This window comes from Oerskovia sp. NPDC057915 (assembly GCF_042887685.1).
GTDB lineage: Bacteria > Actinomycetota > Actinomycetes > Actinomycetales > Cellulomonadaceae > Oerskovia.
This window is the reverse complement of the sequence record NZ_JBHVOS010000010.1, coordinates 79976-104241: the sequence shown is the minus strand read 5'-3', so window position 1 is coordinate 104241 and position 24266 is coordinate 79976. Positions and strand designations below refer to the sequence as shown.

At 73.1% G+C, this 24266-nt stretch carries 20 protein-coding genes; 12 read left to right on the top strand and 8 right to left on the bottom strand.

Features of this window, described 5'->3' with window-relative positions:
• Positions 1–66: 66 nt before the first annotated feature.
• Positions 67–1827, top strand: a complete 1761-nt coding sequence (locus ACFVQ3_RS08775) for an ABC-F family ATP-binding cassette domain-containing protein (protein ID WP_387637600.1) — start codon at positions 67–69, stop codon at positions 1825–1827.
• A 66-nt stretch (positions 1828–1893) separates the two neighbouring features.
• Here the strand turns inward: ACFVQ3_RS08775 and ACFVQ3_RS08770 are convergent, their stop codons facing one another.
• Both ACFVQ3_RS08770 and ACFVQ3_RS08765 read right to left on the bottom strand, forming a co-directional pair.
• Entirely contained in the window at positions 1894–3057 is a 1164-nt protein-coding gene (locus tag ACFVQ3_RS08770) for a PrsW family intramembrane metalloprotease (protein WP_387637597.1), read from the bottom strand.
• The gene (locus ACFVQ3_RS08765) at positions 3054–3680 is read right to left on the bottom strand and encodes a hypothetical protein (RefSeq protein WP_387637595.1); all 627 of its coding nucleotides are present in this window, start codon (positions 3678–3680) and stop codon (positions 3054–3056) included. The genes ACFVQ3_RS08770 and ACFVQ3_RS08765 overlap by 4 nt, the downstream gene beginning before the upstream one ends.
• A gap of 166 nt (positions 3681–3846) precedes the next feature.
• Between ACFVQ3_RS08765 and ACFVQ3_RS08760 the strand changes: the two genes are divergently transcribed.
• The 5 genes from ACFVQ3_RS08760 to ACFVQ3_RS08740 all read left to right on the top strand — a co-directional run bounded on the left by ACFVQ3_RS08760 (position 3847) and on the right by ACFVQ3_RS08740 (position 9689).
• The gene (locus ACFVQ3_RS08760) at positions 3847–4326 is read left to right on the top strand and encodes an aminoacyl-tRNA deacylase (RefSeq protein WP_387637593.1); all 480 of its coding nucleotides are present in this window, start codon (positions 3847–3849) and stop codon (positions 4324–4326) included.
• A 119-nt stretch (positions 4327–4445) separates the two neighbouring features.
• The gene (locus tag ACFVQ3_RS08755) at positions 4446–4790 is read left to right on the top strand and encodes an STAS domain-containing protein (protein ID WP_387637591.1); all 345 of its coding nucleotides are present in this window, start codon (positions 4446–4448) and stop codon (positions 4788–4790) included.
• Between the two features lie 105 nt (positions 4791–4895).
• Positions 4896–6173 carry an exonuclease SbcCD subunit D gene (locus tag ACFVQ3_RS08750; protein WP_387637588.1) on the top strand — a complete coding sequence of 426 codons (1278 nt, stop codon included), beginning with the start codon at positions 4896–4898 and terminating at the stop codon, positions 6171–6173.
• The gene (locus ACFVQ3_RS08745) at positions 6173–9424 is read left to right on the top strand and encodes an AAA family ATPase (protein ID WP_387637586.1); all 3252 of its coding nucleotides are present in this window, start codon (positions 6173–6175) and stop codon (positions 9422–9424) included. The genes ACFVQ3_RS08750 and ACFVQ3_RS08745 overlap by 1 nt, the downstream gene beginning before the upstream one ends.
• Positions 9425–9530: 106 nt before the next feature.
• Complete coding sequence (locus ACFVQ3_RS08740) at positions 9531–9689, top strand: hypothetical protein (protein WP_387480522.1); 159 nt, start codon at positions 9531–9533, stop codon at positions 9687–9689.
• 29 nt (positions 9690–9718) lie between these two features.
• On the opposite strand, the gene ACFVQ3_RS08735 is transcribed toward ACFVQ3_RS08740, so the two are convergent.
• From ACFVQ3_RS08735 to ACFVQ3_RS08720, 4 genes are all read right to left on the bottom strand, one after another.
• Complete coding sequence (locus tag ACFVQ3_RS08735) at positions 9719–10468, bottom strand: uracil-DNA glycosylase (RefSeq protein ID WP_387637584.1); 750 nt, start codon at positions 10466–10468, stop codon at positions 9719–9721.
• A 67-nt stretch (positions 10469–10535) separates the two neighbouring features.
• Positions 10536–10907 carry a VOC family protein gene (locus tag ACFVQ3_RS08730; RefSeq protein ID WP_387637581.1) on the bottom strand — a complete coding sequence of 124 codons (372 nt, stop codon included), beginning with the start codon at positions 10905–10907 and terminating at the stop codon, positions 10536–10538.
• Positions 10908–11203: 296 nt separating this feature from the next.
• Positions 11204–12613 carry a multidrug effflux MFS transporter gene (locus ACFVQ3_RS08725; RefSeq protein WP_387637579.1) on the bottom strand — a complete coding sequence of 470 codons (1410 nt, stop codon included), beginning with the start codon at positions 12611–12613 and terminating at the stop codon, positions 11204–11206.
• 132 nt (positions 12614–12745) lie between these two features.
• On the bottom strand, positions 12746–13528 hold the full coding sequence (locus ACFVQ3_RS08720; protein WP_387637577.1) for an LLM class F420-dependent oxidoreductase: 783 nt from the start codon (positions 13526–13528) through the stop codon (positions 12746–12748).
• Between the two features lie 125 nt (positions 13529–13653).
• Between ACFVQ3_RS08720 and ACFVQ3_RS08715 the strand changes: the two genes are divergently transcribed.
• Positions 13654–14340, top strand: coding sequence for a DUF2993 domain-containing protein (locus tag ACFVQ3_RS08715; protein ID WP_387637574.1), 687 nt, complete (start codon positions 13654–13656; stop codon positions 14338–14340).
• A gap of 54 nt (positions 14341–14394) precedes the next feature.
• A complete protein-coding gene (locus tag ACFVQ3_RS08710; protein WP_387637572.1) occupies positions 14395–15555 on the top strand; it encodes a winged helix DNA-binding domain-containing protein in 1161 nt (386 codons plus the stop codon).
• Positions 15556–15633: 78 nt separating this feature from the next.
• On the opposite strand, the gene ACFVQ3_RS08705 is transcribed toward ACFVQ3_RS08710, so the two are convergent.
• Positions 15634–17580, bottom strand: a complete 1947-nt coding sequence (locus ACFVQ3_RS08705) for an ATP-binding cassette domain-containing protein (RefSeq protein ID WP_387637689.1) — start codon at positions 17578–17580, stop codon at positions 15634–15636.
• A 5-nt stretch (positions 17581–17585) separates the two neighbouring features.
• A complete protein-coding gene (locus tag ACFVQ3_RS08700; RefSeq protein WP_387637570.1) occupies positions 17586–19577 on the bottom strand; it encodes an ABC transporter ATP-binding protein in 1992 nt (663 codons plus the stop codon).
• A gap of 586 nt (positions 19578–20163) precedes the next feature.
• Here ACFVQ3_RS08700 and ACFVQ3_RS08695 point away from each other — a divergent pair.
• The 4 genes from ACFVQ3_RS08695 to ACFVQ3_RS08680 all read left to right on the top strand — a co-directional run bounded on the left by ACFVQ3_RS08695 (position 20164) and on the right by ACFVQ3_RS08680 (position 24204).
• Positions 20164–21093 carry an ABC transporter substrate-binding protein gene (locus ACFVQ3_RS08695; protein WP_387637567.1) on the top strand — a complete coding sequence of 310 codons (930 nt, stop codon included), beginning with the start codon at positions 20164–20166 and terminating at the stop codon, positions 21091–21093.
• Positions 21094–21356: 263 nt separating this feature from the next.
• Complete coding sequence (locus ACFVQ3_RS08690; protein ID WP_387637564.1) at positions 21357–22280, top strand: ABC transporter substrate-binding protein; 924 nt, start codon at positions 21357–21359, stop codon at positions 22278–22280.
• A 29-nt stretch (positions 22281–22309) separates the two neighbouring features.
• A complete protein-coding gene (locus ACFVQ3_RS08685) occupies positions 22310–23353 on the top strand; it encodes an amino acid ABC transporter permease (protein ID WP_387637562.1) in 1044 nt (347 codons plus the stop codon).
• Between the two features lie 86 nt (positions 23354–23439).
• Positions 23440–24204 carry an amino acid ABC transporter ATP-binding protein gene (locus ACFVQ3_RS08680; RefSeq protein WP_387637686.1) on the top strand — a complete coding sequence of 255 codons (765 nt, stop codon included), beginning with the start codon at positions 23440–23442 and terminating at the stop codon, positions 24202–24204.
• Positions 24205–24266: the final 62 nt, after the last annotated feature.

Here is a 24266-nt window from a genome sequence, read left to right as displayed (position 1 = left end):
CGGCTGCGCTCGACGTCGGCAGGCAGCCTCCGTGCCGCCGCGGCGCCCTCTTCGTCAGGTGATCCCATGCCCCAGCCGTCCTCCGCCCTTCTCTCTGCCGTCGACCTCACCAGGTCCTACGGTGACCGCACCGTCCTCGCGGGGGTGAGTCTCGCCGTCGACCCGGGTCACCGGACCGGTCTGGTGGGCGAGAACGGCGTCGGCAAGTCGACGCTCCTGCGCCTGCTCGCGGGGGTCGAGGACCCCGACTCGGGGACGGTCACGCGGCCCCCGGACCTCGGTTACCTGCACCAGGAGCTCCCGTACGGCCCGACGACGTCGGTCGGCCAGGTCGTCGAGGACGCCCTCGCGGGGGTCCGGGAGATCGAGCGCGGGCTCGAGTCGGCGGCTGCGGCGCTCGCGTCGCTGCCTGAACCGGGGCCGGGCCCGGAAGGGCCCGGCCCCGAGAACCGGTCCGCCGACGTCGACGCCCTCACCGCGGCCTACGACCTGGCGCTCGCGCGCGCCGAGCAGTCGGACGTGTGGGGAGCTGATGCCCGTGCTGCGCGCGCCCTCGCGGGCCTGGGGCTCGACGTGATCCACCGCGACCGCCTGGTCTCGCGGCTCTCGGGCGGGCAGCGCACACGGCTGGGTCTCGCGGCGCTCCTCATCCGCCAGCCGGGCGCGCTCCTGCTCGACGAGCCGACGAACCACCTCGACGACGAGGCCGCCGAGTTCCTCGCGTCGGCCCTGCGCGCCCTGCCCGGGGCCGTGCTGCTCGCGAGCCACGACCGCGTGTTCCTCGACGAGGTCTGCACCGAGATCCTCGACCTCGACCCGTCGCAGGAGGCCAGCTCCGCAGGCCGTACGGGCGGCACCCTGTACGCGGGCAGCTACCGCGAGTACCTGCGGGCCAAGCGTGTCGAGCGCGCCCGCTGGGAGCAGCAGTTCGCGGCCGAGCAGGACGAGCTCAAGGCGCTGCGCCGGTCGGTCGCGACGACGGCCCGCAACGTCTCGCACAACCGTGAGCGCGGCAACCAGTCGAAGCTGCTCTACGACGCCAAGGGCGAGCGCGTGCAGTCGCAGGTGTCCCGGCGCGTGCGCAACGCTCAGCAGCGCCTCGACACGCTCCAGGCGGAGCAGGTGCGCAGGCCGCCCGAGCCGTTGCGTTTCGCGCCGCCGCACCTCGCGCGGGCGGCGAGCAGCTCGCCCGGGCGTTCGGGCGGGACCGACGGTCTGGCGCTGTGGGCGCGCGACGTCGTCGTGCAGGGAGGGGCGAGCGGGCACGATCCTGCCGCCCCCGGGCGTCCCCGCCTCGACCTGCGGGCGGCCGGGGTCCCCTCGATCGACCTCGCCCCGGGCGCCAAGCTGCTCGTGACCGGGGCCAACGGGTCCGGGAAGTCGACGCTGCTGCACGTGCTCGCGGGCGACCTGCTGCCCTCGTCGGGCACGGTCGGGCGCGCGCGAGGCGTCGAGGTCGCCCTGCTGGAGCAGGACGTCCGCCTGCACGACGACGCGCGCACCCCGCGCGACCTGCTCGCCCTCGTCACGGGCCAGGACCCCGCGGACCGCCCGCACGTCGACGCGCACGGGCTCGTCGCGCCCCGCGACCTGGACAGGCCCTTGGGCGTGCTGAGCGTGGGGCAGCGGCGGCGTGTGGTCCTCGCGATGCTCGTCACGCAGGCCCCCGACGTGCTGCTGCTCGACGAACCGACCAACCACGTGTCCCTCACGCTCGCGGAGGAGCTCATGGCTGCGGTCGAGACGTGGCCCGGCGCCGTGGTCGTGGCCTCGCACGACCGGTGGCTGCGGCGGACCTGGAAGGGCGACGTGGTGCACCTCGGCTGACGGGTTTCCGTCGGCACCGGTCGGCACGGTCGGCACCGTCGGCACGGTCGGTGCCGACGGAGATGCTCAGGCGGGCGCGGTGAGGCGCGCGCGGATCTCCCGCACGACCTCCTTCTGGACCTCGACGGGCGGCGACCCGTCGGGATACAGGCCCAGCAGCGTCGCGAGCCGGAGCTGCGCCTCCTGGAGGTCGGCCAGCCGACGGCTCTCGGCCCGCCCGCCCGCGCGCCGGGCAGCCTTGCGGGCCGCGCGCCGTCCGTGGACGGACCGCAGGGCCTCCGTCTCGCCGGGGGTCACGACGTCGTCGGGCTGGTCGGCGAGTGCCGCCTCGAACCAGCGGTGGTCGATGTGCCGCGCGTACCGGAACACGAGCACGAACGCGAGGACCAGGACGACGTACTTGAGGACGACCGACCCGAACGCGCCGGCCTCCGACGACGGGAAGAAGATCTCGGGGGCGTTCCACGCGAAGTGCAGCACCCAGGCGAGCGCATAGGCCGCGACCGCCGTCGTGACGCGCCGCACCGTGGACACGTGGAACGCCACGAGGGCGTAGGCGATGCCGAAGCCCGCGATCGCGCTGAACATCGCGTGCCCGCCCAGTCCGATCAGGACGCGGCTCAGGCCGACCTGGAGCGCGCCTACGGCGTCGGAGCTCGGGTCCATGAGCGCGCCCTGCACGATGTAGCTGATGTTCTCGCTGACCTCGAACCCCAGGCCCACCATGGCCCCGTAGACCAGGCCGTTGAGCGGGCGGGTCACGTGCGCGCGGCCCGCGTAGAGGACCAGCACCACGCCGAGGAGCTTGATGAGCTCCTCGTCGGTGGGGCCGACGACGGCGGCGGCCCAGGAGGCGAGGCCCGTCCGCTCGAACACGGAGACGAGGTGGTCGTTCGCGACCACGACGAGCGTCGGCGCGACGACGAAGCCCCACGCGTAGGCGGCGACGAGCATGCCGCCCGGCTCGTCCTCGAACAGGTCGAGCCGTCGCACGACGGCCGTGAGGAGCAGCGTGACGACGGCCGCGAGCAGGATCCCGATCCCGAGGCCCTCGGGGGTGAGGAGCAGGTCCTGCCGGACGGCCTGGAGCATCCCGAAGCCGGCGACGACCATGCACACCCAGTAGAGCCACGTGGCCCACTGGTAGTGCGGGAAGAGGCCGCGACGCCGCCGCCCGGGCGCGTTCGTGGGGAGGACGACGGGGACGTTGCGGAGGACCTGGTCGGTCACGAGATCGTCACCGCTTCCACCAGGGCGGCCACGGCCTCGGCCTGCGCGTGAAGGTTCGACGACGTCCCGTACGCCAGGACCGACACCCCGCCCTGGGCGTGCTGCGCCGTGACCTTGACCGTGAGCGAGGCGGCCTCGGGGCCGCCCGACCGGAAGACGCCCGAGACCTCGGCGGGGTCGCCCTCGGACACGATCTGCGCGTCGTACAGGGTCGTGCCGGTCGACAGCTCCGCGAGCCGGGCCCGCCGCGTGAAGAACACGTTCGGGTTCTCGACGCCCGAGACGACGTCGATCTGGACCTCGACGCCCGCTCGGTCGACCGTGAGGCTGCCGCCCTCGAACGTCGACCCGCTCGCGTCCCCCGACGCGCTGATGTCGGCCGTGGTGGACCATCCCTCGGGGAACCGGATCGTCGCGGTCGAGGCGCCGTCGGACACCGTCACGATCCTGCCCGCGGCGATCTCGGTCTCGGTGGGCGGGGTACCTTCGTCGACCGCCGTCGGGACGAGCCACAGGGCGACCATCGCGAGCAGGACGACGGCCGTCGCGAGGGACCCCACCCGGTCCATGCCGAAGCGTCCGCGGCGCTCGGGCCGCAGCAGCGGCGGGGGTTCGGGGCGCATCGCTCTCCTTCGGCTCGTCCGGGCCGGACGTCCCTCGATGCAAGCACCGGGACGTCGGGTCCGCGACCGGGGAGAGCGCGGACGCCGCGAGGAGGTGACGTGGACGACACGTGCCGATCCGCCCTCCGCGTGGTGAGTGTGGGCGGCGGTGCCTAGGGTCGAGGACATGAGCGAAGAGCGGGCACGCGCCGCACTCGAAGCGTCCGGGATCGACTTCACGATCACCCGTCACGGCCCGGTGGGTTCTCTCGAGGAGGCCGCTGCGGCGCGGGGGATCGACCCGGCGAACATCGTCAAGACGCTCGTGGTGCGCCGTGGTGACGACGACTACCTGTTCGTCCTGGTCCCGGGGGACCGGACCATCTCGTGGCCCAGGCTGCGGACCCTCCTGGGCGTCTCGCGCCTGTCCATGCCGGACAAGGAGGTCGCCCGCGAGGTCACGGGGTACGAGCGCGGCACGATCACCCCGTTCGGCGCGACGACCGCCTGGCCCGTGGTCGCCGACTCCCGGGTCGTCGACCGCGACGGGGCGTCGCCGCTCGTGTCGATCGGCGGGGGCGCTTTCGGGGTCGCGGCGAGCGTGGACGGTGCGAGCCTCGCGACGGCGTTGGGCGCGCAGGTCGCGGACGTGACCGAGCCGGTCTAACCTCTCAGAGTTTGACCTTCACGGATCCCGACCGCGGGAACACCGTTCATTGCCCGATCGTTGACCAGGAGGACGGTCCGCGAGGCCACCCTCACCGACTGACGGAGCACGAGAAGAGCATGACCATCCCCAGTACGTACGACTCAGGCATCAGCTACGAGGCGACCCCCGAAGGCTCGCTCATCACCCTGTGGGGAGAGATCGACGCAGCGCTGAGGGACCGCGCGAGCGACGCCATGGCGCAGGTGCTCACGCACCCCGGTCCGGTGACGATCGACGTCGGGCGCGTGACGTTCATCGACTCGTCGGGCATCGCCTTCATCCTCCAGGTCTACATGCTGGGCTCCGAGGACGGGCGCGCCGTGGTCCTGCAGGACCCGACGACCTCGCTCGAGGACCTGCTCGACATGATCGGCATGGGCGGGACCATCCCCGTCGTGCGGACCGCGACCGCGGGGTCGTAGCCCGCAGGGCCCTCCTGGCCTGCACGGGGTGACGACGAGGTCGCCCCGTGGCCGGTGGGTCTCGGGTGCGCGGGGCTGTGGGTGGCGCCCGCTACCGTTCGGGTCATGCGCATCCTGCACACCTCGGACTGGCACCTCGGTCGCACGCTGCACGGCGTCGACCTGCTGGACCACCAGGCTGCGTATCTCGACCACCTCGTGGACGTCGTCCGCTCGGAGGGCGTCGGTGCGGTCCTCGTCGCGGGTGACGTGTACGACCGCGCGATCCCGCCCGTGGACGCCGTGAACCTCCTCTCGGACACGGTCGCGAGGCTCTCCGAGCATGCGGACGTGGTGCTCACGCCGGGCAACCACGACTCGGCGATCCGGTTGGGCTTCGGGGCGTCGCTCATGCGTGCGGGCGTCCACTTCCGCACACGCGTGCCCGACGTCGGCACGCCCGTCGTCCTGGACCCCGCCTCGCGCGGTGGTTCGGGCGGGCGCGTCGCGGTCTACGCGATGCCCTACCTCGACCCGGACGCGGTGCGGTGGGAGCTCGCGGACGGCTGCTGCGACGGTGAGGCTCCCGAGGAGGGCCAGGACCCGACAGGCGCGCGGGGCCCGCTGCCGCGCTCGCACGAGGCCGTGACCGCGGCGGCCCTGCGGAGGGTCGCGGCGGACGTCGCGCGCCGCCGCGAGGAAGGCGGTGGCCGGCTGCGGAACGTGGTCGTGGCCCATGCGTTCGTCGTCGGAGGGCAGGCCTCGGAGTCCGAGCGGGACATCCGGGTGGGCGGCGTGGACTCCGTGCCCGCCGGGGTGTTCGGGGGAGCGGGGGTGGACTACGTCGCACTGGGCCACCTGCACGGCCCGCAGGTCGTCACGGTGCCCGGTGTTTCACGTGAAACCACAGGTCACGATCACGATGCGGCGACGGTCGCCCGCTACTCGGGCTCGCCCCTCGCGTACTCGTTCTCGGAGATGCACCAGAAGAAGTCGACCGTCCTCCTGGACCTCGACGCGACCGGGGACGCGCGGACCGAGCTGCTCCCGGCGCCGGTCCCGCGGCGCCTCGCGGAGGTCGCGGGCACGCTCGACGACCTCCTGGGTACGGCCGGCGAACCGCACACGGACGACTGGCTGCGCGTGTTCGTCACCGATCCCGCCAGGCCGACCGAGATGTACGCGCGCGTCCGCGCACGGTTCCCGCACGCGCTCCAGGTCCAGCACCGCCCACCGGTGACGGCCGAGCGCGAGGTGATCTCCGTCGTCGGGCAGGGGCGTGACCCGCTCGAGGTGACCCACGAGTTCGTCCAGCACGTCACGGGGGCCGGCCCCGACCAGGCCGAGGGCGACGCGCTGCGCACCGCGCTCGAACGCGCCCTCGCGAGCGAGCGGAGCGCCTGATGCACCTGCACACCCTGACCCTCCAGGCGATCGGGCCGTTCGCCGGGCGGCACGTCATCGACTTCGCCGAGCTCGCGACCTCGGGCATCTTCCTGCTCGAAGGCCCGACGGGAGCCGGGAAGTCGACCATCATCGACGCTGTCGTCTTCGCGCTGTACGGCAAGGTCGCGTCCGAGGCGGCGAGCGAGGACCGGCTCCGGTCGGCGTACGCCGCTCCCGACGTCGAGTCGTCCGTGGACCTCGTCTTCGAGACCGGGTCCGGGGTCTACCGCGTGCGACGGACCCCCGAGTTCCAGCGCGCCAAGAAGCGCGGCACCGGGACCACGACCCAGCAGGCCGGGGTCAGGCTCTGGCGGCTCGCCGGGGCGGACCAGGCCGTGCCGGCGCCGGGAGCCGACGCCGACGACGTGCCCGGTGAGCTCCTCTCGACGCGGCTCGACGAGGCCGGGCTGGAGATCCAGCGGGCGGTCGGGCTCGACCGTCGTCAGTTCGTCCAGACCATCGTGCTGCCGCAGGGCGAGTTCGCGAACTTCCTCCGGGCGGACCCCGAGCACCGTCGCAGCCTCCTCCAGAAGGTCTTCGGTACCGAGGTCTACGACCGCGTGCAGACCGAGCTCGCGGCACTGAACCGCGAGGCGCAGGGTGTGGTGTCGGTCGCCAGGGCGACCGCGACCGGGGCGGTCGAGAGCTTCGTCGGTGCCGCCGGGCTCACGAGCGACGCCGCCGCGTCCTTGCGCGAGGGAGCCCGTGACGACGTCCGGCTCGGCGGGCCGCTCGACGCGACGGAGGAGCCGGCGGGCGAGAGCGAGATCGACGGCGCGAATGCCGGTGACGGTGACGGTGACCGAGGCGCCGACGAGCCTGCCGGGGCCGGGGCCGGCGGGACCGCCCGGATCGAGCCCGCCGCGGTGGTCGCCCCGCCGTCGGTCCGGACCCTCGCCCACCGGCACGTCGCGACGATGCAGCGGACCGCCGACGAGCTCGGCGCACGCGAGATCTCGGCCAACGCCGCGCTCGTCGCGGCCCGCGACGCCTTCGAGGCGGCGCGCACGCTGAGCGCCGCGGTCGAGCGCCGCGACGGGCTGCTCGCCGAGCGGGCGGCGCTCGACGCCGCCGCGGACCAGGTGGCTACCGACCGAGAGGTCCTCGCCGCCGCGCGGCGGGCCGCCGGGGTGGAGCCCGTGGTCGCGGGCGCCCGCCGCGCCGTGACGGAGCACGCTGCCGCGCACGAGCGGCTCCTGCTCGCCCGCACCGGGGTCCCGGAGTCGCTGGCCTCGGCCGACGTCACGGCCCTCGACGTGCTGAGGTCGAGCCTCGCGGCCGCGAGCACCCGCCTGGCCCGGCTCCTGCCCGTCGGGGAGTCGCTGCCCCTCCGGGAGCGCGACCTGGTCGACGGCCGCAAGGAGGTCGAGCGTGACCGCGAGGAACGGGCACGCGTGCTCGCGGACCTCCAGGCGCGCCCTGCCGAACGCGCCGAGCGGGAGTCGCGACGCGACCAGCTCGCCGACGTCGCCGGCCGCCTCGGGGAACGGCAGGAGAAGGTGCTCGCGGCCGAGTCCGTGCTGCGTGCGGCCCGCCAGGCCGTCGAGACCGGTACCTCCCTCGACGGTGCCCGAGCCGCTCAGGAGCGGGCGGTCGCCGCCGCCCGGACTGCGTCCGACGCCGAGCACGCGCTGCGCACGGCTTGGCTCGGCGGGATCGCGGGCGAGCTCGCGGCCGGTCTCGAGCCCGGGGACGCGTGCCCGGTGTGCGGCGCGCACGAGCACCCCGCACCCGCCCGGACGAGCGACGAGCACGCGAGCCGGGACGACGTCGAGGTCGCAGAGGCCACCCGTCGGGCTGCCGAGGAGCTCGTCGCAGCGACGTCCGCCGAGGTCGCCACCCTCGCCGAACGCCTCGACGGGCTCCTGCGGGCTGCCGGAGGCGTCGTCGTCGACGAGGCACAGGAGGCGCTCGCCACGGCCAAGGAGCTCGTGTCGGCGTCGTCCGCAGCCGTGACCGACCGGGCCGAGGCCTCGACGGCCCTCTCGACCTTCGACGCCGAGACCGGTGACCTGACCACCCTGGCCTCGACCCTCGCCGAGCGGGTCGCGGGCGAGAGTGCGCGCCTCGACGCTCTCGCCGCGGGGATCGAGCAGGACCGTCGCGACATCGTCGCCGAGCTCGATGCGACCGGACCGCTCCTCGCGGACGCCGACCTCCCGGACCTGGTGGCCGACGCGGGCGCGCCCGCCAACCCCGTCGCCGTGCTCGCGGCAGCGGTCCGGCACCGCGACCTCGCCGTGAGCGCCCTGCTCGACGCCGAGGGCGCCGTCGCCCGCACGTCGGCCGCGGTCGAAGCACGGGCCGCCGAGGTCGAGGCGGTCGTCGCCGAGGCCGGTTTCGAGGACGAGCAGCAGGCGGTCGACGCGCTCCTGCCGGCCGAGCGGCGCGAGCAGCTCGAACGCAGGCTCCGTACGGTCGACGCGGACACCGAGCGCGTCCGGCGAGGGCTCGCCGAGGAGGTCGTCGCGTCCCTGCCCGCAGACATGGACGTCGACCTCGACGGGGCGCGCGACGCCGTCGGGCAGGCAGAGGCCGCCGAGCGGATGGCCGCCCTCCAGGCGAACGGCGCGTCCCGGCGCGCGACCGCAGCCGCGCACGCCGCGACGGAGATCGAGTCGACCGTGGCCGCCTGGGCCCGTGCCCGTGAGGACGCCGCGCCCGTCGCACGCATGGCCACGCTCGCCGCAGGCTCCGGCAGCGACAATGCCAAGGCGCTGTCGCTCGCGACGTTCGTGCTGGTCAGACGCTTCGAGGACGTCGTCGCGGCAGCCAACGAACGGCTCCGCGAGATGTCGGACGGACGCTACGAGCTCGAACGCTCCGACGAGAAGGAGGACGTCCGCACCCGTCGGACCGGCCTCGCGATGAAGGTCCTCGACCACCGCACCGAGCAGGCGCGCGACCCCCGCACGCTCTCGGGCGGCGAGACCTTCTACGTCTCGCTGTGCCTCGCGCTCGGCATGGCCGACGTCGTGACCGCGGAGGCCGGGGGCGTGGACCTCGGGACGCTGTTCGTCGACGAGGGCTTCGGGACGCTCGACCCGGAGACCCTCGAAGCCGTGCTCGGCGAGCTCGGAAGGCTCCGCGCGGGTGGTCGCGTCGTCGGCGTCGTGTCCCACGTCGACGCGCTCAAGCAGTCCATCGCGGAACGCGTCGAGGTGCGGCGGCTCGCGGACGGGTCGAGCACGCTCACGGTGCGGGCGTAGCGCCGTCGGAAGAGGTCGGTGGCAGCGATGTCACAGGACGGCCGTCCGACGCTCCCTCCAGGGGTCGGCATGCGCAGGGATGCTGCCGACGCGGAGGGAGAACACCATGAACGACCCACGTCTGGATCGTGAGCTGCGCCGGATGGCGGTCATCGCTCGTCTCGAGACGCTGCGGATCGTGGGCGGCGAACGCCCGCAGGTCGTCCAGCGCCGTCGCCTCGCCGTCTCGGTGCGTGCTCACGAGATGCGCCCGCGCCTGCCGTGACCCCAGGGGCCGGACCTCGGTCCGGTCCCTCATCCGTCGGCGGCGAGGTCTCGCGCCCGCAGCAGCACGGCATCGAGCATCTCGGGCGTCAAGCGACCCGTGAAGGTGTTCTGCTGGCTCACGTGGAAGCACCCGAGCAGGGTCAGGCTGCGCCCGTCGGGGTGCGTGACCCGCACCTCGGCGCCGTGTCCGAACACCGGCCGGGGCCGCGGCACCGCCCACCCCTGGTCGGTCAGCGTCGCGAGCAGCGCCTGCCACCCGAACGCCCCGAGCACCACCGCGACCCGTGGGCCGACGAGCTCGAGCTCGCGCCCCAGGTACGGCGCGCACGTGCGGCGCTCGGTCGGCGTCGGCTTGTTCGCGGGCGGGGCGCAGCGGACGGGAGCCGTGACGCGGATCCCGTCCAGGACGAGCCCGTCGTCGGCGCTCACCGACGTCGGCTGGTTCGCGAAGCCCGTGCGGAACATCGACGCGAACAGGAAGTCGCCCGACCGGTCGCCCGTGAACATGCGTCCCGTGCGGTTCGCGCCGTGCGCGGCCGGCGCCAGCCCGACGACGAGGACCCGCGCCCGCTCGTCGCCGAACCCGGGCACGGGCCGCGCCCAGTACGTCTCGCCGCGGAACGAGGCCCGCTTCTCCGTCGCGACCCGTTCGCGCCACGCGACCAGGCGCGGGCAGGCCCTGCACCCGACGAGCACCTCGTCGAGCGCCGCGATGCTCCCGGCGGAGCGCGCCTGGAGGGGGTACGTGACGTCGTCGGGCCCGACGACGGCGCTCACCTCGCGGGGCACCTCGCGACCCGAGGGGCTCACGGGCGGTGCCGGGGACGTACCGTGGGCGCCGCTGTCACGCCTGCGGGACGAGCTGCTGCAACGCCCAGGTGTTGCCGTCGGGGTCCGCGAAGTACGTGAACCGGCCCCACGGCAGGTCCTCGACAGGAGGGGCGTCGACGCCGTGGTCGAGGAGATGCTGGCGGGCCTCGTCGGCGTCGGGCACGACGATCTGCAGTCCGCGCTGAGCGCCCGACGGCATGTCCGTCATGTTGACGTCGAGCACGATCGAGCAGGCCGAGCCCGGTGGGGTGAGCTGCACGAACCGCAGGTCGTCGTTGACGGGGATGTCGTGGTCGGCATGGAACCCGACCTGGTCGACGTAGAACGCCTTGGCCCGGTCGATGTCCGACACGGGCACGGGGATGAGCTCGAGCTTCCAGTCCATGGTCGTCGCTCCTTGCTGATCGGCTGCCGATGGGCGCGGCACCGCGACAGATGTGCGGTGGGCACGTCTCCACCGTACGAAGAGAAGCGGCCACCCGCTGACCTGGACGGTCCCGCGTCGCTGCCCTCGGTGCTACCCCCTCGGTGCTACCCCCTTCGGTGCCGAGCATGCGGTTGGCGTCGCGATCCGGGGGAATACGGACGCGAACCGCATGCTCGGCGGACGCCAACCGCATGTTCGACCCGCGTCGACCGGACGCGGGGCGGCAGACGTGGTCCAAGAAGGCGCGGCGCGGCTCAGGCGCGGCGGGGTGCCGGGGTTGCGGTCGCCGACGCCTCGGCGGCCTCGACCACGGCCTCGGCTGCCGCGACGATCCCGAGCTCGGACGCGTCGGAGGCGAGCACCGGCTCGTCGGCTGCGTCGGCCGCGCCCGCTGCCGAACCGTCGTCCGCCGCGACCCGGTCGCCCGCGTCGCCGTCGTCCGTCCCGGCGACCGGAGCCGCCCTCAGCGACCGCGTCAGGCTCAGCAGCAGCAGCCCTGCGACCGAGATGACGCCGAACATGACCGCGGCCATGGTGATCGTGACGTCGCCGCCGATCAGGCCCGTGAGAGGTGCGATGCCCGCACCCACGCCGAACTGCATGGCCCCGAGCAGGGCCGCTGCGCTACCGGCGCGGTGCGCGTTGCGCTCGAGGGCGACCGCGGGGACCGACGGCATGACGAACCCGGCCGTGCCGAGCGTCAGGACGATCAGGGCGACGATCACGGGCAGGCCCGCACCGCTCAGGGTCGCGGCGAGCAACCCCGCGGAGAGGACTATCCCGACCGGCACGATCACGCGCAGGATCTGCTCGGGCGTCACGCGCCCGACGAGCGCGCCGTTGACCTGGCTGCCGATCGTCACGGACACCGCGCCCGCGCCGAAGATGATCGCGTACTGCTGGGCGCTCAGCCCGAACTGCTCCTGGAAGACGAACGTCGACGCCGAGATGTAGGTGAACATGGCGGCCATGTAGAAGCCGCCGAGCAGCGCGAGGCCGAAGAACGACCAGTCGCGCACGAGCGACCCGTACGAGCGCAACGCCGCGACAGTCCCTCCCGTCCGCCGCATCGACGTGGGCAACGACTCCTTGAGGCGCAGCGCCGCGAGGACCAGCAGCAGCACGCCGAAGACCGCGAGGGCGACGAACATCAGGCGCCACGAACCCATGCGCAGGAACTGGGCGCCGATCGTCGGGGCCAGGATCGGCGCGACGCCCACGACGAGCATGAGGCGTGCGATGACCTTGCCGACGAGGAAGCCCTCGAAGTTGTCACGCACGATCGCCATCGACAGGACCATGCCGGCCGCGGCCGTGAGGCCCTGGACGAACCGCAGCACGGTCAGCATCTCGATCGACTGGACGAACACGATCCCGACCGAGGCCAGGACGTAGACGGAGAGCGCGGACAGGAGCGGCAGTCGCCGCCCGATCGCGTCGGAGAGCGAGCCGATGAGGAGCTGGCCCAGCGCGAGGCCCGCGAGGGTCGCGGTGAGCGTGAGCTGGATGCGGGACTCGGTCGTGCCGAGCTCCGTGACGATCTGCGGGAAGGCCGACAGGTACAGGTCGATCGTGAGCGGGCCGATCGCCGTGAGGGCCGACAGGAGCAGGACGAAGCCGACGGTGATCCGGGTGGCTCGCGTGGGTGCGGAGGTTGACGACACCGACGAGGCTGACGGGTGCGGGACCGCGTCAGAGGTGGTCGACGCTGGTGGTGGGGTGGCCATGACTGCGGCAACCCCGACCACCAGGTCGTTGTTCCCGGACGGCGTACGGCATCCGAGGGGTGAGACGGGTCAGGCCCGGGCGCGCGCGTCGCGCCACGCGACCCACTGCTTCACGAGCGACAGGTCGTAGTCGGGTCCGCTGACCCCGACGGTCAGGAGCGTCGCGCCGAGGTCCACGAGCTCCTCGCCCACCTCGGCGGGCGGACGGTTGACCGCGACCGACCGCTCGACGAGCGAGGCCGTGTCCCGACCGACGGCGGCGCCGTGCTCGTCGAGGATCGCGCTCTTGCGGGCGAGCGTCGCGGCGTCACCGAACGAGTGCCAGGCCGTCGCGTGCTCGGCCACGATGCGCAGCGTCTTGCGCTCACCGCCGCCCCCGACGAGGATGGGGATCTCACGCGTGGGCGCCGGGTTGGACGCGGCCCAGCGGGCCTTGATGCGGGGGAGCGCGTCCGCGAGGTCGGCGATGCGCGAGCCCGCGGTGCCGAACTCGTAGCCGAACTGGTCGTAGTCCTTCTCGAACCAGCCCGCCCCGATCCCGAGGATCAGGCGGCCACCCGAGATGTGGTCGACCGTGCGGGCCATGTCCGCGAGGAGCTCGGGGTTCCGGTAGCTGTTGCACGTGACGAGCGCGCCGATCTCGACGCGGCTCGTCTGCTCGGCCCATGCGCCGAGCATCGTCCAGCACTCGAAGTGCTTGCCGTCGGGGTCGCCCGTGAGGGGGAAGAAGTGGTCCCAGTTGAAGATCACGTCGACCCCGGCGTCCTCGGCGCGGGCGACCGCGTCACGGATCTGAGGGTAGTCGGCATGCTGGGGCTGGAGCTGGACACCGATGCGTACGGGACGAGTCATGGAGGTCACCCTAGGCAGACACCGGGGCGTGGTGGCGACCTCTTTCCCGGGGACGCACCCAACTCCGCAGGTCACAGATGTGCAACAGCCAGGCACCGCCCAGATTCGGCACCTAGGGTGGGCGGATGAAGCGATGGTGGTGGGTGGTCGGCGGGCTCGTCGTCCTGGTGCTCGTGCTCGTGGTGGTCGACCGTGTCACGGTGCGCATCGCCGAGGGGACCGCCGTGCGCTCCATGGAGCAGGGTGACGTCGAGCTGACCGACGCGAACCTCGACATCCTGGGCTTCCCGTTCCTGACCCAGGTCGCGGGCGGCGAGCTGGACCACGTCACCGGGTCCGCCGCGACGGCGACGTTCGGCGGGTACACCGTGACCGACCTGCACCTCGACGCCCACGGCGTCTCGACGAGCGACCCGTACGTCGTGCGGTCGGGGACCGCGACGGGCTACCTCGCGCCGTCGTCGCTCGACGCGGTCGTGAGCGAGGCGGCCGGAGCGCCGGTCACGTTCGCCGCCGAGGGGGACCTGCTCGTCGCGAGCATGGACGTCCTGGGGGTGCCGTTGTCCGCACGGCTCACGCCACGCGTCGACGGCAACACGATCGCGGTCGATGTCTCCGCGCTCACCCTCGGCCCCGCGACCATCACGATCTCGGACCTCCCGGCGCCGATCGCGAAGCTCGTGACGAACCTGAAGGTCCCGCTCGACCTCCCGACCGGGGTCACGCTCACCTCCGTGGGTGTCTCGGACGGGGCGATCCGGGTCGAGCTGTCCGGGAAGGACGTCGCGCTCGCGGACCTCGCGGTCTCGTGAGCCGGGCCTGAGAGAGCGTGAGCCGGGCCCGAGAGACCAGGTGGGGGTGAGGGCATGGGTGGTGCCGGGTCGCCCGACGCGGCGAGGGTCGTCGCGACGCGCCTAGCCGCGCACCACCTGCGGGGCGCCGGTCTCGCGAGCGGGCGCGACGTCGTCGGGCACCTGGGGGCCGTCCAGTCGCAGGAGTTCCACCCGTCCCTGTGGGGGATCGCGCAGCGCGCCGGGGGGACGCCGTACGCCGCGTCCCTCCGCGAGGACTTCTCTGAGGGGGCGTTCCTGCGCACGCACGTCCTGCGCCCCACGTGGCACCACGTCCTGCCCGACGACGCCCGCTGGCTCCTGCGCCTCACCGCTCCCCGCGTGCATCGCCTCAACCGTCCGTACTACCCGGACCTGGGCGGCTCGGCGCAGGACGCCGCCGCGACCGACCTGCTCGCCGAGGCCGTCGCGGGAGGGAACCACCGCACGCGCGCCGAGCTCGCGGCGCTGCTCGCGGACCGTGGCCTGCCGTCGACCGGGCTCGGGCTCACGTACATCGTGATGCGCGCCGAGCTCGACGAGGTCCTCGTCAGCGGCGTACTTCGCGGCAAGCAGCAGACGTACGCGGCGTTCGACGAGCGCGTGCCCGCCGGGTACGGACCGCTCGGTGCGACGTACGACGACGACGCCGCGCTCGTGGAGCTGCTGCGGCGCTACCTGCGCAGCCGGGGTCTCGCGACGGTCAAGGACTTCGCAGGCTGGTCGGGCCTCACGCTCACGCGGACGCGCGAGGGGCTGGCGCTGCTGGGCGCGGACGTCGAGCAGGTCGACGGCGGGGGCGATACCGAGGGCCTGTCGTTCTGGCGGCTCGTCGACGGCCCGCCGCCCGCCGCGCAGGGCGCCACCGAGCGCGTTGTACAGGTGGACCTGCTCCAGGGGTACGACGAGTACTTCGTGTCGTACAAGGACAGCCGTGACCTGGCCCGCGACCCGCTCTCGGCCGGGGCCCCCGCCGTGCTCCCGCTGCGCCTGCCCGGCAAGGAGGAGTCGCCGTTCCTGCACGTGATCGCCGTGGGCGGCCGCGTCGTCGGGCGGTGGCGGCACGTCCTGACCGCGAAGACCCTGCGCCTCGACACCCAGCTCTTCCGGCCGCTGACCCGGGACGAGCGGCAGGGGCTCGAGGTCCAGGCGGAGCGGCTCGCGGCCCACTGGGGTGTGGCGTACGAGGCTTCCTGATCAGGTGCCGGGCCGAGGCAGGTCGGGCGGCTCGACCGAGCCGGCCGACCCACCCGACCCACCTCGGGCGCGACAGGGCTACGCGTACGCGCCCGCCTGGAGGCCGAACAGCTCCGCGTACAGGTCCCCGCGCGCCATGAGGGTCGCGTGGTCGCCGTGCTCGCGGACCTTCCCGGCGTCGAGCACGACGATCTGGTCCGCGTCGCGCACGGTCGAGAACCGGTGCGACACGAAGCACGTGATCGCGCCCCCGGCCCGCCCGGCCTCGTCGGCGGTCGCGACGAACCGCTCGAACAGCGCGTGCTCGGCCGCCGCGTCGAGCGCCGCAGCGGGCTCGTCGAGGACGAGGAGCAGCGGCCCGCGGCGCAGGAGCGTGCGCCCGAGCCCGAGCGTCTGCCACTGGCCGCCCGACAGGCCGACGCCGTTCCCGTACCCGTGGCCCAGGAGCTGGTCGAGCCCGCTCGCCTGCTTCTCGACGATGCTGCGACCGCGCGCCCGGTCGAGCGCGGCCCACAGGTCCTCGTCGACGTCGAGCGACGCGAGCCGCCCCACGCCCACGTTCTCGCGGATCGTGAGCTCGAACCGCGCGAAGTCCTGGAACAGGGTCGCGGTGCGCGCCTGCCACTCGGCGTCGTCGAGGTCGCGCAGGTCGACGCCGTCGACCAGGATCCGCCCCGACGTCGGCCGGTACAGGCCGCACAGCAGCTTGACGAGCGTGCTCTTGCCCGCGCCGTTGTCGCCCACGACCGCGAGCGTCGACCCCGCGGGCACGTCGAGGCTCACACCGTCGAGGATGAGGCGGTCCGTGTCGGGATACGTGAACGTCACGTCCTCGAAGCGCACGCCGTGCGTGAGCCGCGCGGGCACGCCGCTCGCCGGGGTCTCGTCCGCAGGTTCGCGCACGGTTCCGGCCGGCACGGCCCGGGTGCCCGACGGCGTCGCGCCCTGGTCTCCCGGCACCGGGGCGCCGGACGCACCCGGGTGCGCGGCGCCGTCGGGCACCGTGGACGCCGCGGGGGCCGCGAGACCCGCGGGGGCCGCGAGACCCGCGCCCGCCCGGGCGGGACGCGCGACCGACGCCCGCAGCTCCTCGATGTGCGACACCGTGCGCCCGACGCCCTGCAACGTGCCGAGCAGCGCGAGCGCGCCCGAGACCTGGACGCTCACCTGGACCGCGAGCGTGATGACCAGGACGACCTGGCCCACGTTCGCCGACCCCGTGACGGCCTGGCGCACGACCAGGAACACCGCGACGCCGTACGCGCACGCGAACCAAGCCTGCCCGGCCGCGCGCAACAGGGCGCTGCGGCGGTGCGCCGACCACACGCGCGCCGTCGTCGCCGACCATGCGGCACGCTGGCGCGCGACGACCGGGGCCTGCGCGCCGAACAGCCGCACCTCCTTGGCCGAGCTGCCCGTGGTCGCGAGCGAGACGAGGTGCGTCGAGAGCTGGACCTCGTGCGCGGACGCGTCGCGTGCGGAGTCGAGCACCTTCTGGGCCTTGTTGTTGAGGAGCACGGGCGGCAGCGCGGCGAGCGGTAGGAGCAGCAGCCAGGGCTCGACCATCGCCAGGATGACGGTCGTGATCGTGACCTGGAGCAGCAGCCCGCTGAGCTGGAGCGTCGCCTCGAGCGCGGACCGCACCCGCTGCAGCCCCTCCGTGACCAGGGTCAGGAGCTCGGCGAACCGGGGCCGGTCGAACTGGTCGATCTGCGGGTTGCCGTGCGCGAGCCGCGCGACCTCGTCGGTCAGCTCGAGCTGCTGCAGGTCGGCGAGCTCGAAGTAGTACAGGTGCGCGAAGTGGCCCATCATGAGCTCGAAGATCAGCAGGACCGCGACGCACACGCCCAGGCCGATCGCGAGGCTCGTCTCCTGGTCGAGGGCGGCGTTCGTCAGGGCACCCAGCGCGACGCCGACGAGCGGCCCGGCGAGGTAGCCGATCGTCATGAGGACCGCGGCCGTGAGCAGTCGGCGTCGGTCCGTGCGGTAGCCCAGGACGAGGAAGAAGCGCGCGGCTCTCAGCATGGTCCTCACGATGCGGTCTCCTTCTCTGCGGCGGGGCTGGTGGGGTCGTCGGCCTCGGCCGACGTGGTCGCGCCCACGGACGCGGTGTCGCGGAACCGCTGCGCCTGGAGCTCGAACAGGTCGGCGTACCGTCCTCCGAGGGCGACGAGCTCGACGTGGTCGCCGCACTCGACGACGCGGCCGTGCTCGATCACCGCGATCCGGTCCGCGTGGCGGACCGTCGAGAAGCGGTGCGAGATGACGACGCTCGTGATGTCCTCCGTGGTCGCGAGGAAGCGGTCGAAGAACTCGGCCTCGGCGCGCACGTCGAGCTGCGCGGTCGGCTCGTCGAGGACCAGGACGGACGAGCCACCCTGGATCGCGAGGAGCGCCCGGGCGAGCGCGACCCGCTGCCACTGCCCGCCCGACAGGTCGCGCCCGCCGGGGTAGCGACGCGACAGCGTGGTGTCGAGCCCTTCCGGCAGGCCGCTCAGGGCGTCGAGCGCCCCGGCCTGACGGGCGGCGGTCGTGATGGCGTCGCGGTCGTCGAGCAGCGCGGGCGCGCCCAGGCCGATGTTCTCCGCCGCCGTGAGCTCGTAGCGCACGTAGTCCTGGAAGATCAGCGCGAGCTGGCGCTGCCAGTCCTGCGTGTCGAGGTCGCGCAGGTCGACGCCGTCGACCAGGATCCGGCCCTCGACCGGTGGGTAGAGCCCGGCGAGGAGCTTGACGAGCGTCGTCTTGCCCGCGCCGTTGAGCCCCACGATCGCGGTGGACCGCCCGGCGCCGAGCTCGAGGTCGAGGCCGTCGAGCACCCACGGGGTGTCGTCGGTGTACCGGAAGCGCACGCCCTCGAAGCGGATGCCCTGCTCGGGGCGCCGCACGGCGACGGGGGTTGCGGGACCTGCCGGACGTGCCGAGGCGATCTGCTGCTCGAACGTCCGCAGCGCGTGGAACGAGTGCAGGCCGAACTGGGTCTGCACGTCGGCCTCGGGGAAGTACACGCCGAACCGCATGGGGATCAGCACGGCCTGGAGCGCGACGCCGAGCTGGAACAGGTTCAGCCGGCCGGACGCGGCGGCGTCCGCCAGGAGCGCGAGGACGACCGCGCCGCCCACGAGACCCACGCACGAGAGCCCGACGATCGGCCAGAGCTGAAGCTTGCGGCTCCCCGCCCACGCGGGCTCGTAGGCGGCCATCGTGTCCGCGCGCAGGCGGGCCCGCACCCAGGGGAGCAGACCCAGCAGGCGGATCTCCTTGGCTGCCCGCGCGCCCGTGGCGAGGTCGCGCAGGTAGAAGACCTTGCGCCGCGAGCCCGACAGCGCGTCCCACATGTCGGCGAACTTCCCGAGGGTCCCGCGCACCCCGAAGCGCATCGAGAGCCCGGTCGCCAGGATCACGATCCCCGCGAGGGGCGAGATGACGACGCCCACCAGCACGATCGCGCCGAGCAGCTGGACGTAGCGCGACAGGAGCGACAGCAGTGCCGCGGCCGCATCGCCCGGCGGGCGGGCCTCGCGGGCGAAGGCCGCGCGGGCGTCGGCCAGCAGGTCGAGGGCCTCGGGGCTCTCGAGCGTGCTGAGCGGTGCGTCGTGCAGCGCGGCGCTCATGAGCCGGTCGATGCAGTGCTCGTCGACGCGTCGCGCGACGACCTCGGTGACGCCCGCCTGGAACGGCGCGAGGACCTGCTGGACCACGAACACGCCGACCGCGAGGGCGAGGGTCGTGAGCAGGTCGGACCATCCCGGGGAGGCACCTGCGGGGCCCCCGTCGGCGGCGGCCGCGACCTGCGGGACGAGGTACAGGACGTAGCCGACGAGCACGATGAACGCGAGCGGCAGCAGCCCCAGCAGGACGTTGAGCAGCGCGGCCGCGGCGACGAGCGGCCTGCCCGCCTGCGGCAGGAGCTGCGCGAGGTCGATCCAGCGCGAGGCGCGGGCGGCGAGCGCGGCCTTCAGCGCGCTCGTGCGGGGAGGGTGCGCCACGCCGTCGGGAGCGTGCGCGGGCGGGTCGTCGGTCATCGATGCCTCCGGTGGGTGGGACGGGTCGGTCTGCGGGTGCGCCCGCCTGCGAGGGCGCGCGGCCCGACGGCGCCGCTCACGTCCGGGGACGGGGACGCCGACGGATGGGTCGGGCGGGGTGCGGGTGCGTCGCTGCGGCCGGCCGGGACGCATGGCTTCGCGGGTCGCGGGGACTCCGTGCGGCGGACGGACGGAGAGTGCGGGACTGCGGGAGACGGACGGGGTGGGCTCGGAACGATGCTGGTCGGCTCCGGGGAGCCTGCCGAGCGAACGTCCCGTGCCGCGTCATCCGGCGGTGACCTGGCGGGGTGTGCAGGGGGAGGGGCGCCAGCGGCGGCACGTCGGTGTGCGTGTCATGGGCGGCTCCCCTCCGGAGGCGTGCGGTCGCCGTCGGTGGCGGCCGTCTGTCGGTGCGCGCCGACAGTAGCGCAGGTGGTTGGTGAGGGTCGCTTCCTTTTCGCAGTGTGGTCGGCGCGGGGGTGGAGGAGCGCGCGTCGGTGCCCGACCGAAACCCGTCCGTGACGCGAGCGAGACGTATCGCCCCTAGAGTGACGCGCCACGACGTACCCACCCGATCGGAGCTCTCATGCGCAAGATGCCACTCCTCGTCGCGGTCGCGGCCGCTGCGACCCTGGCGCTCACGGCCTGCACGGACGCCTCGCAGCCCGCCGACTCCTCGTCCGGCGGCGCCTCGGACGAGACGGCCACGGTGACCCCCTTCGACCTCACGTCGGTGCAGAAGGACGACGCCGCGGCGGCGCTGCTGCCGGCCGAGATCGCGAGCACGGGCAAGCTCGTCGTCGCGTCGAACACCGAGTACGCGCCGGCCGAGTTCATCGCGGCGGACGGGTCGACGCCCGTCGGCTACGACATCGACATCATCTCGGCCGTGGGCGCCGTCCTGGGGCTCGAGGTCGTCGTCGAGTCGGCGGACTTCCCCGGCATCATCCCGGCGCTGGGCACCAAGTACGACGTCGGGATCTCGTCGTTCACGATCACGGCCGAGCGCATGGCCGAGGCCAACATGATCAGCTACTTCAACGCGGGCGAGGCGTTCTCGGTGCAGAAGGGCAACCCGAAGGACGTCGACCCGACGAACATCTGCGGGCTGACCGTCGCAGTCCAGACGGGCACGGTCGAGGACGACGGCGCGGCCGAGATCAGCTCGACGTGCGAGGAGGACGGCGAGCAGCCGCTCCAGATCCTGCGCTACGACAACCAGGCGGACGCCACGACCAACCTCGTCGGCGGCAAGGCCGACATCATGTACGCGGACTCGCCCATCGTGTCGTACGCGATCGAGCAGACCAAGGGTCAGATCGAGCAGATCGGGGAGGTCTTCGACTCGGCGCCCCAGGGCATCGTGACCGCGAAGGCCGACACCGCTCTCGCGGCCGCGATCCAGGCGGCGCTCACGGTCCTCATGGAGGACGGCACGTTCACGGACATCCTCGCCTCGTGGGGCAACGAGGACGGGGCTCTCGACGAGGCAGTGGTCAACCCGCCGGCGTCCTGAGGCTGCCGGTGGTGCCGTACCCGAGGATGGTCGGGCAGCCGCGCCCGGTGGCCCGACCGGCCTCGGGTACGGCGCGTCCGAGGTGCGACCGAGGTATCGCCGGGACGCCACGACGTGCCCCCGTTTTGCCAGTCCGGGCGCCCGCGCGGGAAACTGGGAGGGCAACGGTGCGGCGCCGCTCCGTGCTGCCCGCGTTGCGCGGTGCACGACCCACCCCCCTGAGGCCGGCGCCGGAGATCACCACCATGAAACGAGAGACCCCCATGCGCAGGCTGCCCGTCCTCACCGCCCTCACCGCCATCGCCGCGACGCTCGCGCTCACGGCGTGCACCGACGCCTCCTCGGGCTCGGGCTCCTCGCCCTCCGAGGGCGGCTCGTCGGCCGAGGCGTTCGACCCGTCGACCATCGCCAAGGACGACGCGATCGCAGCGATGCTCCCGGCCGACGTGGCCGAGGCTGGCACCCTGACGGTCGGTACCAACGCGACCTACGCCCCGGCCGAGTTCATCGGTGACGACGGCAAGACGATCGTCGGGTACGACGTCGACCTCGCCAAGGCGATCGGGGCGGTGCTGGGTCTCGACGTCGAGGTCACCAACGCCGACTTCGCGTCGATCATCCCGGCGATCGGCAGCAAGTACGACATCGGCGTCTCGGGCTTCACGATCACCCCGGAGCGCATGGCCGAGGTCAACATGGTCAGCTACTTCCGCGCGGGCGAGGCGTTCGCGGTGGCCAAGGGCAACCCCAAGGACGTCGACCCGTCCGACGTGTGCGGCCTGAGCATCGCCGTCCAGACCGGCACCGTCGAGGACGACGCGCTCGACGGGCTCATGGCGGACTGCGAGGCCGCGGGCAAGGCGGACATCACGCCGCTGCGCTACGCGAGCCAGGCCGACGTCACGACGAACCTCGTCGGCGGCAAGGCCGACGTCATGTACGCGGACTCGCAGGTCGTCGCGTACGCCGTGACGCAGACCGGTGGCCAGATCGAGCAGCTCGGCGACATCTTCGCCGACTCGCTGCACGGCATCGCGATCGCCAAGGACGACACCGCGCTCGCGCAGGCCGTCCAGGCCGCGGTGCAGAAGCTCATGGACGACAGCGACTACACGACGATCCTCGACACCTGGGGCAACACCTCCGGTGCGGTGACCACGGCCGAGCTCAACCCCGTGGTCTCCTGAGCTGATCCCCTGACAGAACAGAGGTAGCCATGGCCCAGCCGCCCAGCACCCCGACGCCCGACGGTCCTCCGAGCGGTGGCTCGGCGAGCCTCGGCACGGCGACCAAGCCAGTAGACCGGATACCGGACCGCATCCACGCGGTCCCGGTGCCTCGGCCGGGGCGCTGGGCGGCGGCCGTGGTCCTCCTCGTCCTCGCGGCCATGGCCGTGCACGGCCTGGTCACGAACGAGAAGTTCCGGTGGGACGTCGTCTGGCTCTACCTGCGGGACGTGCAGATCATGCGCGGTGTGGGATGGACCCTGATCCTGACGTTCTCGTCGATGGCCATAGCGGTCGTGCTCGCGGTGATCCTGGCGATCATGCGCCGCTCGGACAACCCGGTCATGCGTGCGACGAGCTGGTTCTACATCTGGTTCTTCCGCGGCACCCCGATCTACACGCAGCTCGTGTTCTGGGGACTCATCTCGGTGCTGTACCCCAAGCTCAGCCTGGGGATCCCGTTCGGGCCCGAGTGGTTCGTGTTCGACACCGCGGACCTCTTCACGGCCGCGCGCGCCGCGATCCTGGGCCTTGCGCTCAACGAGGCCGCGTACCTCGCGGAGATCGTGCGCGCCGGTCTCGGGTCGGTCGACCCGGGGCAGGCCGAGGCCGCGAAGGCCCTGGGCATGAAGGACGGCAAGATCCTGCGGCGCATCATCCTGCCGCAGGCCATGCGCGTGATCGTCCCGCCGACGGGTAACGAGACGATCTCGATGCTCAAGACCACGTCGCTGGTCCTGGCGGTGCCGTTCAGCCTGGACCTGACCTTCGCGTCCAACGCGATCGCGAACCGCATCTTCCTCCCGATCCCGCTGCTCATGGTCGCGGCGATCTGGTACCTGCTGATCACGAGCATCCTCATGGTCGGGCAGCACTTCATCGAGCAGTACTACGGGCGCGGGTTCGGTACGTCGACGGGTTCGAGCCGTCGTCGCAAGCCGGGCAAGGGCCCGACGAAGCCGAGCAAGCAGGAGGCGATAGCGGCGTCGGGCACGACCGCCAACGCCGACCCCTTCCTGGAGGTGACCCCGTGACCGCGGACGCACTCGACAGCACGTCCGGCGCTGCGGCCGCGGCGACGGGCCCGACGGCGTCGCTCGCCGACGCGTCCGTCGCGCCCATGGTGGAGATCGTCGGGGTGCACAAGGCCTTCGGTGACGTGCACGTCCTCAAGGGTGTGGACCTCGAGGTGCCGCGCGGCTCGGTGTGCGTCGTGCTGGGGCCGTCGGGCTCGGGCAAGTCCACGCTGCTGCGCTGCATCAACGAGCTCGAGGACCTCACGGCGGGACGCATCTACGTCGACGGCGACCTGATCGGCTACCGCGAGGTCGAGAACAACGGCAGGAAGCGGCTGCACCGCCTGCACCCCAAGGTCATCGCGGAGCAGCGCTCGCGCATCGGCATGGTGTTCCAGCGCTTCAACCTGTTCCCGCACATGACGGCGCTGCAGAACGTCATGGAGGCGCCGGTGCAGGTCCGTGGGCTGTCGCGGGCGAAGGCGCGCGAGCGGGCCGTGGAGCTGCTCGGACGGGTCGGCCTCGCGGACCGCATGGACCACTACCCGGCCCAGCTCTCGGGCGGCCAGCAGCAGCGTGTCGCGATCGCGCGGGCGCTCGCGATGGACCCCGAGCTCATGCTGTTCGACGAGCCGACGTCCGCGCTCGACCCCGAGCTCGTGGGCGAGGTCCTCGCGGTCATGCGCGACCTCGCCGAGAGCGGCATGACGATGATCGTCGTGACCCACGAGATCGGCTTCGCGCGCGAGGTCGGCGACCACGTCGTCTTCATGGACGACGGTGTGATCGTCGAGCAGGGCGACCCGCGCGAGGTGCTCACGAACCCGCGCGAGGAGCGGACCCGGGAGTTCCTGGCGCACGTTCTGTAGGTGCACTGGCGCGAGCGCGTGCCCGTCGAGAGTCGTGGCCCCTGGATCCGCTGATCCAGGGG